This window comes from Acidovorax sp. FHTAMBA, from assembly GCF_038958875.1.
Lineage (GTDB): Bacteria > Pseudomonadota > Gammaproteobacteria > Burkholderiales > Burkholderiaceae_C > Acidovorax.
The window spans coordinates 1,903,809-1,917,156 of the sequence record NZ_CP152407.1 but is presented as its reverse complement, the minus strand read 5'-3'; the positions used below and the strand labels follow the sequence as shown (position 1 = coordinate 1,917,156).

Annotated in this window: 12 protein-coding genes; 8 read left to right on the top strand and 4 right to left on the bottom strand. The window is 66.3% G+C overall.

Features of this window, described 5'->3' with window-relative positions:
* Nucleotides 1–4: 4 nt before the first annotated feature.
* A complete protein-coding gene (prpF, locus tag AAFF19_RS08980; protein WP_086914298.1) occupies nt 5–1,198 on the top strand; it encodes a 2-methylaconitate cis-trans isomerase PrpF in 1,194 nt (397 codons plus the stop codon).
* A 14-nt stretch (nt 1,199–1,212) separates the two neighbouring features.
* Entirely contained in the window at nt 1,213–2,073 is an 861-nt protein-coding gene (locus AAFF19_RS08975; protein WP_086914297.1) for an isocitrate lyase/PEP mutase family protein, read from the top strand.
* Between the two features lie 40 nt (nt 2,074–2,113).
* On the opposite strand, the gene AAFF19_RS08970 is transcribed toward AAFF19_RS08975, so the two are convergent.
* Nucleotides 2,114–3,031, bottom strand: a complete 918-nt coding sequence (locus AAFF19_RS08970; RefSeq protein ID WP_086914296.1) for a LysR family transcriptional regulator — start codon at nt 3,029–3,031, stop codon at nt 2,114–2,116.
* Nucleotides 3,032–3,154: 123 nt separating this feature from the next.
* Here AAFF19_RS08970 and msuE point away from each other — a divergent pair, with 123 nt between their 5' ends.
* The 6 genes from msuE to AAFF19_RS08940 all read left to right on the top strand — a co-directional run bounded on the left by msuE (nt 3,155) and on the right by AAFF19_RS08940 (nt 11,374).
* Nucleotides 3,155–3,736: an FMN reductase gene (gene msuE / locus AAFF19_RS08965; RefSeq protein WP_086914295.1), complete on the top strand. Its 582-nt coding sequence runs from the start codon at nt 3,155–3,157 to the stop codon at nt 3,734–3,736.
* Between the two features lie 44 nt (nt 3,737–3,780).
* Entirely contained in the window at nt 3,781–4,764 is a 984-nt protein-coding gene (locus tag AAFF19_RS08960; protein ID WP_086914294.1) for a DUF1852 domain-containing protein, read from the top strand.
* 28 nt (nt 4,765–4,792) lie between these two features.
* Entirely contained in the window at nt 4,793–5,905 is a 1,113-nt protein-coding gene (locus AAFF19_RS08955; protein ID WP_236749287.1) for a methionine synthase, read from the top strand.
* 222 nt (nt 5,906–6,127) lie between these two features.
* Nucleotides 6,128–6,967 (top strand): presqualene diphosphate synthase HpnD, encoded by an 840-nt coding sequence (hpnD, locus tag AAFF19_RS08950; RefSeq protein ID WP_008906222.1) that lies wholly within the window; start codon nt 6,128–6,130, stop codon nt 6,965–6,967.
* A gap of 28 nt (nt 6,968–6,995) precedes the next feature.
* Nucleotides 6,996–8,321 carry a hydroxysqualene dehydroxylase HpnE gene (gene hpnE, locus AAFF19_RS08945; RefSeq protein WP_008906223.1) on the top strand — a complete coding sequence of 442 codons (1,326 nt, stop codon included), beginning with the start codon at nt 6,996–6,998 and terminating at the stop codon, nt 8,319–8,321.
* 296 nt (nt 8,322–8,617) lie between these two features.
* Nucleotides 8,618–11,374 (top strand): cation-transporting P-type ATPase, encoded by a 2,757-nt coding sequence (locus tag AAFF19_RS08940; RefSeq protein WP_008906224.1) that lies wholly within the window; start codon nt 8,618–8,620, stop codon nt 11,372–11,374.
* A 21-nt stretch (nt 11,375–11,395) separates the two neighbouring features.
* Here the strand turns inward: AAFF19_RS08940 and AAFF19_RS08935 are convergent, their stop codons facing one another.
* The 3 genes from AAFF19_RS08935 to AAFF19_RS08925 all read right to left on the bottom strand — a co-directional run bounded on the left by AAFF19_RS08935 (nt 11,396) and on the right by AAFF19_RS08925 (nt 13,314).
* Nucleotides 11,396–11,608 (bottom strand): DUF2788 domain-containing protein, encoded by a 213-nt coding sequence (locus AAFF19_RS08935; protein ID WP_008906225.1) that lies wholly within the window; start codon nt 11,606–11,608, stop codon nt 11,396–11,398.
* Nucleotides 11,605–12,468, bottom strand: coding sequence for a DUF2189 domain-containing protein (locus AAFF19_RS08930; protein WP_008906226.1), 864 nt, complete (start codon nt 12,466–12,468; stop codon nt 11,605–11,607). The genes AAFF19_RS08935 and AAFF19_RS08930 overlap by 4 nt, the downstream gene beginning before the upstream one ends.
* A gap of 96 nt (nt 12,469–12,564) precedes the next feature.
* On the bottom strand, nt 12,565–13,314 hold the full coding sequence (locus AAFF19_RS08925) for an HAD-IA family hydrolase (protein WP_008906227.1): 750 nt from the start codon (nt 13,312–13,314) through the stop codon (nt 12,565–12,567).
* Nucleotides 13,315–13,348 lie beyond the last annotated feature (34 nt).

Below are 13,348 nucleotides of genomic sequence, written 5' to 3'. Positions count from 1 at the left end.
CGCAATGGCATCCACTCCCCAGATCAAGATTCCCGCCGTCTACATGCGTGGCGGCACCAGCAAGGGCGTGTTCTTTCGCCTGCAGGACCTGCCCGCGGCGGCGCGCCAGCCCGGTCCCGCGCGCGACACGCTGCTGCTGCGCGTCATCGGCAGCCCCGATCCCTACGCCAAGCAGATCGATGGCATGGGCGCGGCCACCTCGTCCACATCCAAGGCTGTCATCCTGTCGCGCTCCACGCGGCCGGACCACGATGTCGACTACCTCTTCGGCCAGGTCTCCATCGACAGCGCGTTCGTCGACTGGTCGGGCAACTGCGGCAACCTGTCGGCGGCGGTCGGGCCGTTCGCGATTGCGCAGGGCCTCGTCGATCCGGCGCGCATTCCGGAAAACGGCACGTGCACCGTGCGCATCTGGCAGGCCAACATCAGCAAGACCATCGTCGCGCACGTGCCCATCACCGCTGGCCAGGTGCAGGAAACCGGCACCTTCGAACTCGACGGCGTGACATTCCCAGCGGCCGAAGTGCCACTGGAGTTCATCGAGCCGGCCGACGAAGGCGACGGTGAAGGCGGTGGCGCGATGTTCCCGACGGGCAAGGTGGTCGAAGACCTCGACGTGCCGGGCGTGGGCACGTTGCGCGCCACGCTGATCAACGCGGGCATTCCGACCATCTTCGTCAACGCCGCCGACATCGCTTACACCGGCACCGAACTGCAGGACGCCATCAACAGCGACACCAAGGCCATGGCCATGTTCGAGACCATCCGCGCGCACGGCGCGGTGAAGATGGGCTTGATCAATCACGTCGATGAAGCTGGCAGGCGCCAGCACACGCCCAAGGTGGCCTTCGTTTCGCCGCCCAAGGACTACACGGCGTCCAGCGGCAAGGCAGTGGCCGCCGCGGAAATCGACCTACTGGTGCGCGCGCTGTCGATGGGCAAGCTGCACCACGCCATGATGGGCACAGCGGCCGTGGCCATCGGCACAGCTGCCGCCATACCCGGCACGCTAGTAAACCTCGCGGCCGGCGGCGGCGAGCGCCAGGCCGTGCGCTTCGGCCATCCCTCGGGAACGCTTCGCGTGGGCGCCGAGGCGAGCAAGGTCGACGGCGAATGGGTGGTCACCAAGGCATTGATGAGCCGCAGCGCCCGCGTATTGATGGAAGGCTGGGTACGTGTTCCCGGCGACAGTTTCTGATCGGAATTACTCGAATGTCCACCCGCAAGCAGCTCAAGTCACTCGTCGAGGCCCGCCGCGGCCTGATCGTTCCCGGCGCATTCAACGCGCTGTCTGCAAAGGTCGTCGAAGACCTGGGATTCAAGGCGATCTACATCACCGGCGCCGGTGTCACCAACATGTGGTTCGGCATGCCTGATCAGGGCTTCATGGGCCTATCGGACATCGCCGATCACACAGCGCGCATCCGCGACGCGGTCAGCGTGCCGCTGATCGTCGATGCCGACACCGGCTTCGGCAATGCACTGAACGTGCGGCACACCGTCCGCACGCTCGAACGTGCCGGCGCCGACTGCATCCAGTTCGAGGACCAAGTGGCGCCGAAGCGCTGCGGCCATTTCTCGGGCAAGGAAGTGATCTCCACAGAAGAGGCCGTCAGCAAGATCAAGGCAGCCGTCGATGCGCGCCAAGATCCTGATCTCCTGATCATGGCTCGCACCGACGCGGCCGCCACGCACGGGTTCGAAGCCGCTGTCGAACGGGCGCAGAAATTCGCCGAGGCCGGTGCGGACATCCTCTTCGTTGAGGCCGTGACCACGCCCGATGAGATTCGCGCGCTGCCCCGGCGTCTGGTCAAGCCGCAACTAATGAACATGGTGATCGGCGGCAAGACGCCTATCTTCAATGCCACGGACCTGGGTGAACTGGGCTATGGCATCGTGCTGTATGCCAATGCCGCGCTACAGGGTGCGGTGGCCGGCATGCAGAAGGCACTGACCGTGCTGCGCGACGTGAAGGAAGTGCAGGAATCCAGCGGACTGGTTGCGACCTTTGCCGAGCGCCAACGCCTGGTCAACAAGCCCGAGTGGGACGCGCTGGAGAAGCGCTACACGTGATGCGGCCTCCTGTGGAAGGTCACGGGGCGGCACGGCCGTGTCACAGGGCCGGGGCCTGCCCCTTGTCGACAAGGCCGCCTGATTGCCGTGCGAGCTCGACAAAGGACTTCAGGTAGTCGATGTCGGTGTCCGCTTCCCGCGCGCCCAGGAAGATCTGCTTGGCGATGCCGCGCGGACCCAGCCGCACAGGAACGATGTCCATCTTCTGCGCGTACTCCTCGACCAGCCAGCGTGGCAGTGCAGCCACCGCGCGGTCGCTCGCGACCATCTGCAACATGATGTCCGTGGTTTCGATCGACTTGTGGCGCCTGGGCGTCACGCCGGCGGGCATCAGAAACATGTTGTAGATGTCCAGCCGGTCGGTGGCAACCGGGTACGTCACCAGCACCTCCTGCGTCAGCTGTGCGGGCTTCACGTAAGGCACGTTGGCCAGGCGATGGCCGCGCGGCACCACGAGCACCTGCTCGTAGTCGAACACGGGTTCGTAGCGCAGACCGGGCTTGTAGAGCGGGTCGGGGGTGACCAGCAGGTCTATCTCGTAGCCGAAGAGCGCGCCAATGCCGCCGAACTGGAATTTCTGCTTCACGTCGACGTCCACGTCGGGCCAGCTCGCCAGGTAGGGCGACACCACCTTCAGCAGCCATTGGTAGCAGGGGTGGCATTCCATGCCGATACGCAGCGACCCGCGCTCGCCCTGCGCAAACTGGCGCAAGCGTTCTTCGGCCAGATCCAGCTGCGGGAGCACCCGGTTGGCCACCGCCAGCAGGTACTGCCCCGCCTGCGTCAGCCGCAGGCTGCGCCCTTCGCGTTGCCAGATTTCGGTGCCCATCTGGGCTTCCAGCTTGCGGATCGAGTGGCTCAGCGCCGACTGCGTCAGGTGCAGCACCTCTGCGGCAGCGGTAAGTGAGCCTTGCTTGTCTACTTCTTGGACGATGGAAAGATGAGCGCGCTCCAGCATGGCAAATGAGTGAGATTCATGGATGCGTGAATTAACACCATTTTACTTCACGGTTCGTCAACTCTACGATTCAACCTTTCCGTGATTGCCGGACGTTTGAGAAACCTTGATCGCCACACCAAAATGACACGTCCACTTCGCGCAGTAGCAGTTTCCGGCGGACTTCAACGCCCCTCCAAAGCCGTGGCCCTTTCGGAGCATCTGCTGGATCTGATCGCCGACGCAATTCCGTGCGAACAACGCTTGGTCGAGCTGGGCCAGCTCGCACCGCACTTTGCGGGCGCGGTCTGGCGCTCCCAGTTGCCCGACGTGGTGGAGCGCGAACTTGCCGCGGTCGAGCAAGCTGACGTCCTGGTGGTGGCCACACCGGTCTACCGTGGCTCCTACACGGGACTGTTCAAGCACTTCTTCGACTTCATTCACCAGGACGCCCTGATCGACAAGCCGGTCTTGCTGGCTGCCACCGGCGGCAGCGAGCGCCATGCCTTGGTGATCGACCACCAGTTGCGGCCGCTGTTCAGCTTTTTTCAAGCGCGCACGTTGCCGTTGGGTGTTTACGCGACCGACCAAGATTTCTCGGACTACCGGCTGCAGAACGTGGCTTTGATCCAGAGAGCCCAGCTCGCAGTCCAACGGGCTTTGCCCCTTCTCGGGTTGGCAAAACTTGCACGATCGGTCCACGCTGAGGATGTGGTTGCGACCTGACACAAGCATCGGACTTCGAATCAAAACCAGCGCACCTGACCATCATGAGCAAACACTTCACCTTCAGCATCAAGAGCATCCGGTTCGATGAAAACTACCAGCCGTCGGACAGCACGCGCATCACAACCAACTTCGCCAACCTGGCCCGCGGGAACAGCCGCCAGGAGAACTTGCGCAACACCCTGAAGATGATCGACAACCGTTTCAACAGCTTGGCGCATTGGGACAACCCTACGGGAGATCGCTATGCCGTCGAGCTTGAAATCATCTCCGTTGAGATGAACATGGGCGCCGGGAGCGGCAGTGACGTGTTCCCGCTGATTGAAATACTGAAACCGAACATCGTTGACAAGCAAACCGGCAGACGCATTGACGGAATTGCCGGGAACAATTTTTCGTCCTACCTCCGCGACTACGACTTCAGCGTCGTGCTTCCGGCGCACAACATCGACAGCTCCGAGTTCGGTACTCCCACTGATTTCGGCGACCTGCATGGGAAGCTTTTCAAGCACTTCCTGGGCTCGGATACCTACAAAAAATGGTTCGCCAAACCGCCGGTGATCTGCATCAGCGCCTCAAGCAGCAAGACCTACCACCAGTCTGGCAATCGGCATCCTGTCCTGGGCGCCGAATACCGGCAGAACGAGCTTTCCCCGACCGACCGGTACTTCGAGAAGATGGGTATGCGGGTTCGCTTCTTTATGCCGCCAGACAGCGTCGCGCCGTTGGCTTTCTACTTTGTCGGCGATCTGCTGGGGGACTACACCGACCTCGAGCTCATCGGCACCATCAGCACCATGGAGACGTTTCAGAAAATCTATCGGCCCGAGATCTACAACGCCAATTCCGCAGCAGGAAGTTTCTTTCAACCCAGCCTTAGAAACTTGGACTACTCATTGACCCGCATCGTCTACGACCGAGAGGAACGGGGCCAGCTGGCAGTGAAACAAGGCAAGTTCACGGAGGAAAATTTCATCAAGCCGTACAAGAACGTTCTCGAGGAATGGGCTGCTGATTTCGCGCACTGACCAATCCAACAACATCCAAATCGCATTCATGAAGAATTCTTTGCCTGCCACGCAGCTCCCCTCCAGCTCGGTCTTCCCTGCGTCGAGCCATCCGCGTTCAAACGGTGTCGCGCAGCTCTTTGAATCCTCTGTTGCCGGGAGCCTGCCGAAGCCGGCTTGGCTGGCGGAAACCAACAAACTCTGGCCGCAATGGATGGCCGAAGGCGATGCACTGCGCCAAGCGAAGGCCGACGCCACCTTGCTGTGGATCAAGGCGCAGGAAGACGCGGGTCTGGACATCGTGGGCGACGGCGAGCAATCGCGGCAGCACTTCGTGCACGGCTTCCTCGAACAGGTCGATGGCATCGATTTCGAGCACAAGGTGAAGATGGGCATCCGCGACAACCGCTACGACGCGATGGTGCCGCAGGTCGTCTCCGCGTTGCGCCTCAAAGGCCGCGTGCATGCCTTCGAAGCACAGCTGGCGCGCGCGCATACGAGGAAGAAGCTGAAGTTCACCCTGCCCGGACCGATGACCATCGTCGACACCGTGGCGGACCGTTTCTACGGCGACAAGGTCAAGATGGCTTTCGCGTTTGCCGAACTGCTCAACCAGGAGGCCCTCGCGCTGCAGGCCGACGGTGTTGACATCATTCAATTTGACGAACCCGCCTTCAACGTCTACATGAAGGATGCCGCCGACTGGGGTGTGAAGGCGCTCGAGCGTGCAGCACAAGGCCTCACCTGCACGACGGCAGTGCACATCTGCTACGGCTACGGCATCAAGGCCAACACCGACTGGAAAAGCACGCTGGGCGAGGAATGGCGCCAGTACGAGACGGTGTTCCCTGCGCTGGCTAAAAGCAGCATCGACCAAGTGAGCCTGGAATGCATCCACTCCCACGTGCCCCCCGATCTCATGAAGCTGCTGGCCGGCAAGGACGTGATGGTGGGCGTGATCGATGTGGCCAGCGACGTGGTGGAAACCCCAGAGGAGGTGGCCGACACCATCGGTCGGGCGCTGGAATTCGTGCCCAAGGAGCGCCTATTCCCATGCACGAATTGCGGGCTGGCGCCGATGGGACGGGATGTAGCGTGGCGCAAGCTGCAGGCGCTCGCAGAGGGAACAAGGTTGGCCCGGGAACGGCTGACAATAGCCTGATTGATGCAACTTGTTCACTGACCGTAGTGGGGCCGGAAGCGGGCGTCCGCCGATTTTCGTTAGACGACTGCAGACGCTGCAACGCAGACATCCGGCGGTCCGCACTCGCTGCACTACCAAAACAATAGCTATTAGCGCATACCCCATAAGCGCCAGAGCCCAAAAACCCTTCAAATCCATCCACCCCACCCGCCACGGTGCGCCATGGGACAATCGCGCCCCATGACACCGCAGCAGTACGTACAGCAAAAGGCCGCCGCCTCGGGCAGCAGCTTCTATTACGCCTTCCTGTTTCTGCCCACGCAGCGCCGTGCGGCCATCACGGCGTTTTATGCGTTTTGCCGCGAGGTGGACGATGTGGTGGATGAAGTGACCGACCCCGGCGTGGCGAGCACCAAGCTCGCGTGGTGGCAGGCCGAGGTGGCCAAGGCCTTTGCGGGGCAGCCCACCCACCCGGTGATGCTGGCGCTGATGCCGCACACGGCGGAATTCGGTATCGAGCAGCGCCACCTGCAGGCCGTCATTGACGGCTGCCACATGGACCTGGAGCAGACCCGTTACCTCGACTTTGCGGGGCTCAAGGGCTACTGCCACCTGGTGGCGGGTGTGGTGGGCGAGGTGGCGGCGCGCATCTTTGGCCAGACCGAGCCGCGCACCACCGAATACGCCCACACGCTGGGCCTGGCGTTCCAGCTCACCAACATCATCCGCGACGTGGGCGAAGACGCCATGCTGGGCCGCATTTACCTGCCGGTGAGCGAGCTGCAGCAGTTTGACGTGAAGGCGCACGAGATTTTGAAGCGCACGTATTCCGACCGCTTCACCGCGCTGATGCGGTTTCAGGCCGAGCGCGCGCACCGGCTGTACGACGAGGCCTTTGCCCTGCTGCCGGATGCCGACCGCCGCGCGCAAAAGCCCGGCCTGATGATGGCCAACATCTACCGCACGCTGCTGCGCGAGATCGAGCACGAGAGCTTCCAGGTGCTGCACCAGCGCATCCGCCTCACGCCGCTGCGCAAGTTCTGGCTGGCGTGGAAGGTTCAGGCGCTGGGCCGGATGTAGCGGCGTGCAGACCCAAGGCGTCCCCTCGATGAACGTGGCGGTGATCGGTGCAGGCTGGGCCGGCATGGCGGCGGCCGTGGGCCTGGCGCAGGCCGGCATCATGCCCACGGTGTTCGAGACTGCGCGCGCCACCGGGGGCCGGGCCCGGGCCTTCAGCGGCCACGGCGTGCAGGGCGAACCGCTGGTGCTGGACAACGGCCAGCACATCCTCATCGGTGCCTATGCGGAAAGCCTGCGCCTCATGCGCCAGGTGGGCGTGGATGTGGATAGCGCGCTGCTGCGCCTGCCGCTGGCCCTGGTCTTCCCCGACGGCACGGGCCTGCGCCTGCCCGATCTGCCCCCGCCCTGGGATGCGCTGCTGGGCATTGCCCGTGCGCGGGGCTGGCCGCCGGGTGACAAGCTGGCCCTGCTGCGCACCGCCGCGCTGTGGCGTGTGCGCGGCTTTCGCTGCGCGCCGGACACCACGGTGCAGCAGCTGTGCGTCAAGCTGCCCCCGCGGCTCATGGCCGAATTCATTGACCCGCTGTGCGTATCGGCGCTGAACACGCCCTCGCAGGAGGCGTGCGGCCAGGTGTTTTTGCGCGTGCTGCGCGACAGCCTGTTCAGCGGCCGGGGTGGCTCCAACCTGCTGCTGCCGCGCACCGACCTGGGCACGCTTTTCCCCGAAACTGCTGCGCAATGGTTGCAGGCCCGCGGCGCACGCGTGCACACCGGGCGCCGCGTGCAAGCCCTGGCGCGCACTGCGCAAGGCTGGCGGGTGGATGGCGAGCTGTTTGACGCCGTGGTGCTGGCCACCTCCAGCACCGAAGCGGCGCGCCTGGCCCGCGCCGCCCAGGCCAGCCTGCCCGCGCCCGAAGCGCGCACCCTCGACGCCTGGGCCACCACGGCCGAGGCGCTGCGCTTTACCGCCATCGGCACGGTGTACGCCCAGGCCGCACCGGGCGCCCCCGCCGTGTTGCCGCAGCCGATGCTGGCGCTGCGGCCGGGCCCGGGGCAGCCCGCGCAGTTTGTGTTTGACCGGGGCCAGCTGGGCGGCCCCGCCGGGCTGCTGGCGTTTGTGGTGAGCGATGCCCATGGCGAGCGCGACACGCTCGAAGCGGGCGTGCTGCACCAGGCCGCCCGCCAGCTGGGCCTGGCCGGGCTGCGGCCCGTGCAGACCGTGGTGGAAAAGCGCGCCACCTTCGCCTGCACCCCCGCCCTGCAGCGCCCTGCCTGCGCCCTGGCCCCGCGCCTGTGGGCCTGCGGCGACTACACGCAAGGCCCCTACCCCGCCACGCTGGAGGGCGCGGTGCTGAGCGGCACGGCCGTGGCCCACGCGGTGGCGTCGCTTTGCAGCGCGGGAACCGCACTCTAATTTTTGAGTGTTTTTGGCCTCCGGCGCTTATCCATAAAGCGCCAGCAGCTATTTAATCAGTAGCATTTTGCCTGTGGGATGCACAGGCTGTCCCCCTCGGCATTTCCCTCGCCGACGGTCACACCACTGGGGATTCGATCGCAGCCCATGCCTGGCCGCGCAGGCCCGCCAATGCCCCGCGCCTTGACACACATCAAATCCCCACAGGCCCACGCCCCTAGACTGAAAAACCGCCCCGCGCCCGGGCCAGGTATACGCTGCCCCCGGGTTCTTCTTCGCCGAACGCCCAGCAACCCATGAGCCCGACGAACCTGCCGCCCTCCCCCGCCACACCGCCCCCCGCCGCCCCGGCCGACACCGCCACCGTCTGGCACAGCCTGGAGGCCAGCGCCGCGCTGCAGCAGCTGGGCGCTAGCGCCGACCGGGGCCTGACCGTGGAGGAAGCCGCCCTGCGCCTGGCCCGGCACGGCCCCAACCGCCTGCCGCAGACGCGCGGGCGGCCCGCGTGGCTGCGGCTGCTGCACCAGTTCCACAACGTGCTCATCTACGTGATGCTTGCGTCGGCACTGGTGACGGCGGCGCTCGGGCACTGGCTGGACACGGGGGTGCTGCTGGGGGCCGTGGTGATCAACGCGGTGATCGGCTTTCTGCAGGAGGGCAAGGCCGAATCGGCGCTGGATGCCATCCGGCGCATGCTGTCGCTGCAGGCCTCGGTGCTGCGCGGCGGCGAACGCCAGATGGTGGCGGCCGAGCAACTGGTGCCGGGCGACATCGTGATGCTGGCTTCGGGCGACAAGGTGCCGGCCGACCTGCGCATCGTCAACGCCCGCAACCTGCGTGCAGACGAGGCCGTGCTCACGGGCGAGTCGGTGCCGAGTGAGAAAACCCCCGACGCTGTGGCCGCCGACGCGCCCGTGGGCGACCGGCGCGGGATGCTGTATTCGGGCACGCTGGTCGCATCGGGCACGGTGGTGGGCGTGGTGGTGGCCACGGGGGCCCGCACCGAGCTGGGCCGCATCAGCGCCCTGCTGGCCACGGTGGAGGCGGCCACAACCCCGCTGCTGCGCCAGATTGCCCGGTTCAGCCACTGGCTGGCAGCGGTGATCGGCGTGTTTGTGGTGGCCACGTTTGCCATTGGCGTGTGGTGGCGCGGCCAGGCACCGGCCGAGATGTTCATGATGGCCGTGGCGCTGGCCGCATCGGCCATCCCCGAAGGCCTGCCCGCAATCATGACCATCACGCTGGCGCTGGGCGTGCGGCGCATGGCCACGCACAACGCCATCATCCGGCACCTGCCCGCCGTGGAAACGCTGGGCTCGGTCACCGTGATCTGTTCGGACAAGACCGGCACGCTGACCTGCAATGCCATGACCGTGCAGCGCGTGGCCACCGCCGACCGGGTGTACGAGGTGAGCGGCACGGGCTACGCGCCCGAGGGCGGCTTTCACCTGGGCGGGCAGAGCGTACCCCTGGGCGAGCACCCGGCACTGTTGCCGGTGGCCCAGGCCGCGCTGCTGTGCAACGACGCATCGCTGGCCCATGGCGACACCGGCTGGACGCTGACCGGCGACCCCACCGAAGGCGCCCTGCTCACGCTGGCGCTCAAGGCGGGGCTCGACGCCACCAGCGAACGCGCCGAACACCCGCGCACCGACGCGATTCCGTTCGAGTCCGAGCACCGCTTCATGGCCACGCTGCACCACGACCACGCGGGCCACGCGATGGTGCTGGTCAAGGGCGCGCCCGAGCGCGTGCTGGACATGTGCAGCGCCCAGCGCCGCGCAGACGGCACCGACGAGCCCCTGGACCACGACCACTGGCGCCGCGCCGCCAACGACTGCGCGGCCCGCGCGCTGCGGGTGCTGGCCCTGGCCACCAAAACCGTGCCCTCCAGCCAGCAGACGCTGGATTTTTCAGACGCCGAGGGTGGCTTCACGCTGCTGGCCCTGCTGGGCAGCATGGACCCGCCCCGCCCCGAGGCCATGGCCGCCGTGGCCGAATGCCATGCGGCCGGCATCCGGGTGAAGATGATCACCGGCGACCATGGCGAAACCGCCCGCGCCATCGGCGCCCAGCTGGGCATCGGCGTCGGCAAGCCCGCCCTCACGGGCGCCGAGATCGAGCTGCTGGACGACACCGCGCTGCAGCAGGTGGTGAGCGATGTGGACGTGTTTGCCCGCGCCAGCCCCGAGCACAAGCTGCGCCTGGTGCAGGCCCTGCAGGCGCACGGCGAGGTGGTGGCCATGACCGGCGACGGCGTGAACGATGCGCCGGCCCTCAAGCGCGCCGACGTGGGCGTGGCCATGGGCCACAACGGCACCGAGGCCGCCAAGGACGCCGCCGCCGTGGTGCTGGCCGACGACAACTTCGCCACGCTGGGCCGCGCCGTGCGCGAGGGGCGCGGCATCTACGACAACGTGCGCAAGTTCATCCTGTTCACGCTGCCCACCAATGGCGGCGAAGCGCTGGTGGTGTTCTGCGCCATTGCGTTCGGCCTGGCACTGCCGCTCACGGCGGTGCAGGTGCTGTGGATCAACCTGGTCACCTCCAGCACGCTGGGCCTGGCGCTCGCCTTTGAGCCCGCCGAGGACGACGTGATGCGCCGCAGCCCGCGCAACCCCGGCGAGCCCTTGCTCAGCGGCCTGTTCGTGTGGCGTGTGGTGATGGTGTCCGTGCTGATGGCCTGCGCCGCGCTCGGCCTGTTCCTGTGGGAGCTGGGGCAAGGCGCATCCATTGCAACGGCGCGCACCATGGCAGTGAGCACCGTGGTGGTGGCCGAAATGTTCTACCTGTACAACAGCCGCCACATCCTGCACAGCATGCTCAACCGCGAAGGGCTGCTGGGCAACCTCAAGGTGCCGGCCGCCATCGCGCTGTGCGCCGCGATGCAGCTGGCGTTTGTGCACGCCGCCTGGCTGCAACAGGTGTTCGGCTCCACGGATCTGACGCTGGCCGAGTGGGGGCGTGTGCTGCTGGCGGGCGCGGCCGTGTTTGTAGTGGCCGAGGTGGAAAAGTGGGGGCAGCGCCGCTGGCGGGCTATGGCGCGGGCATGACGCCCGCTGAGCCGTTCACGCCTACCGCTCCAGCCACCACTGGATCACGATCTTGGCCACATAGCCGAGGAATCCCACGCCCAGCCCCAGGAACAGCACAAAGGTGCCAAACCGCCCGGCTTTGGATTCCCACGCCAGCTGGCCGATGATGAACAGCATGTACAGGATGAACGCGCCCACCCCGTAGGTGAGAAAGAAGCCCGATATCTGCGCTTCGGTAAATCCAAAGATCACGGCGCCACCCCGCTGGCGTTAGCGACATTGGCGACGTTGGCAGCCTTGGCAGGCTCGCGCTCGGGCATGCCAGAGGCATCGACCAGATCCCGGTAGGCGTGCCAGCTGGCATGGCCCAGCACGGGCATCACCACCACCAGCCCCAGCAGCATCGAGCCCAGCCCGAGCAACGTCAGGCCCAGGATCAGCGCGGCCCACAGTGCCATGGGCAGCGGGTTCACCACCACCGCCTTCCAGCTGGTGAGCACGGCCTGCAGCAGCGTGGCGCGGCGGTCCAGCAGCAGCGGCATGGCCACCACGCTCGATGCAAAGATGGGCGCCGCCATCAGGCTGCCCAGGCCCAGCCAGATCTCGAACAGCCAGCCCTCGCGCGCCAGCACCACGTGGCGCAGAAAATCGAGCGGCGTGAGCACGGGCGCCTGCGCCAGCAGCGTGATGAGCGCCGCCGATGTCATCACCCACCCGGTGGCGGCCAGCGCCAGCAGCGCGCCGAACTGCACCATGCACCAGTAGTCGTTGCCCCATTTGTTGACATGGCTGTTTTGCCAGTTGAGCCAGGTCTTGAGCACCACGCCCAGGTTGGCGGGCTCACCGCGTTCCAGCGCGCGGCTCAGGGCATAGAGGCTGGTGGCCAGCACCGGCGCCACCACCAGAAAGCCCGACAGCGCACCCGCCAGCAGCCAGAAGCGGTGGTGCGCCACCGCAAAGATGGCCGCGCCAAACAGTGCCAGCGCCAGGCCCTGGGCCACGCTGATCCAGCCTGCACGCACCATGTCGCGCCAGCCCAGGGCCAGCCAGTGCAGGGGCCGCGTGAGGCCAATGGTGCGAATAGGGGGCAAAAAGTGGAGCTTGCGGGGCATGGCGGAAGGGTCGCTGGGCGACGGGTGAGTGTGACGTCAACGGGCAGCGGCATCAACCGCTGCGCAGTCAGGAATTGATCTGGGGCAAGAAGTACCTCAGGCCAGCAGCCGGCACAGCGCCGTGAGGCTGGGCACCGTGGCGTGGGGCGGCTGCCCATGCGGCCAGGGGTGGCTGGCGGTGTTGATCCACACGGCCTGCATGCCCGCGTTGAGCGCGCCCTGGGCATCCAGCGTGGCGTCGTCGCCCACATGCAGCACCTCATGCGGTGCCACCCGAACGGCGGTGGCGGCGGCGTGAAAGATGCGCGGGTCCGGCTTGGCCACGCCAAAGTCCGACGCGCTGATGCTGTGGCGAAAGTAGTGGCCGATGCCAATGCGGTGCACGTCGGCGTTGCCATTGGAGACGGCCACCACCGGGTAGCGCGCCGACAGAAAGGCCAGCGTGTCGTGGGCGTCGTCAAACAGCTCCACGCGCTGGCGTTCGGCAAAGAAGAGGTCAAACGCCGGCTCGGCCAGCTCGGGTTCATCGCCGGCCTGGGTCAGGGCCAGCCGGATCGACTCGCGCCGCAGCGCGCTCAGGTCGGCCTTAAGGTCGGGGCGCAAGGTCACCATCTGGTTGCGGATGGCGCGCAGCGCCTCGGTGTTGGAAAACAGCGCCGCAGTGGCCGGCGCATGGTGCGTGAGCCACTCCAGCAGCACCGCCTCGGCGCGCGCAATGGTGGGCCAGATGGGCCACAGCGTGTCGTCCAGATCGATGGAGATGGCGCGGATGCGGGAGAGGTCCAGCAGGGAGGCGGCGTCGGCCCCGGCGGAGCCGGCCGAACCGGGGAAGGGAGTGTCGGGCATGGTCTGGCGAGAATACTCCACGCCCGCCCGGGGC

Bases quoted from the DNA above. Each gene is read 5' to 3' on its own strand.
- hpnD (WP_008906222.1), top strand. From the start codon at position 6,128: ATGACACCGCAGCAGTACGTACAGCAAAAGGCCGCCGCCTCGGGCAGC.
- AAFF19_RS08930 (WP_008906226.1), bottom strand. From the start codon at position 12,468: ATGCCCCGCAAGCTCCACTTTTTGCCCCCTATTCGCACCATTGGCCTC.
- prpF (WP_086914298.1), top strand. From the start codon at position 5: ATGGCATCCACTCCCCAGATCAAGATTCCCGCCGTCTACATGCGTGGC.
- AAFF19_RS08955 (WP_236749287.1), top strand. From the start codon at position 4,793: ATGAAGAATTCTTTGCCTGCCACGCAGCTCCCCTCCAGCTCGGTCTTC.
- AAFF19_RS08925 (WP_008906227.1), bottom strand. From the start codon at position 13,314: ATGCCCGACACTCCCTTCCCCGGTTCGGCCGGCTCCGCCGGGGCCGAC.
- msuE (WP_086914295.1), top strand. From the start codon at position 3,155: ATGACACGTCCACTTCGCGCAGTAGCAGTTTCCGGCGGACTTCAACGC.
- AAFF19_RS08940 (WP_008906224.1), top strand. From the start codon at position 8,618: ATGAGCCCGACGAACCTGCCGCCCTCCCCCGCCACACCGCCCCCCGCC.
- AAFF19_RS08970 (WP_086914296.1), bottom strand. From the start codon at position 3,031: ATGCTGGAGCGCGCTCATCTTTCCATCGTCCAAGAAGTAGACAAGCAA.
- AAFF19_RS08960 (WP_086914294.1), top strand. From the start codon at position 3,781: ATGAGCAAACACTTCACCTTCAGCATCAAGAGCATCCGGTTCGATGAA.
- AAFF19_RS08975 (WP_086914297.1), top strand. From the start codon at position 1,213: ATGTCCACCCGCAAGCAGCTCAAGTCACTCGTCGAGGCCCGCCGCGGC.
- hpnE (WP_008906223.1), top strand. From the start codon at position 6,996: ATGAACGTGGCGGTGATCGGTGCAGGCTGGGCCGGCATGGCGGCGGCC.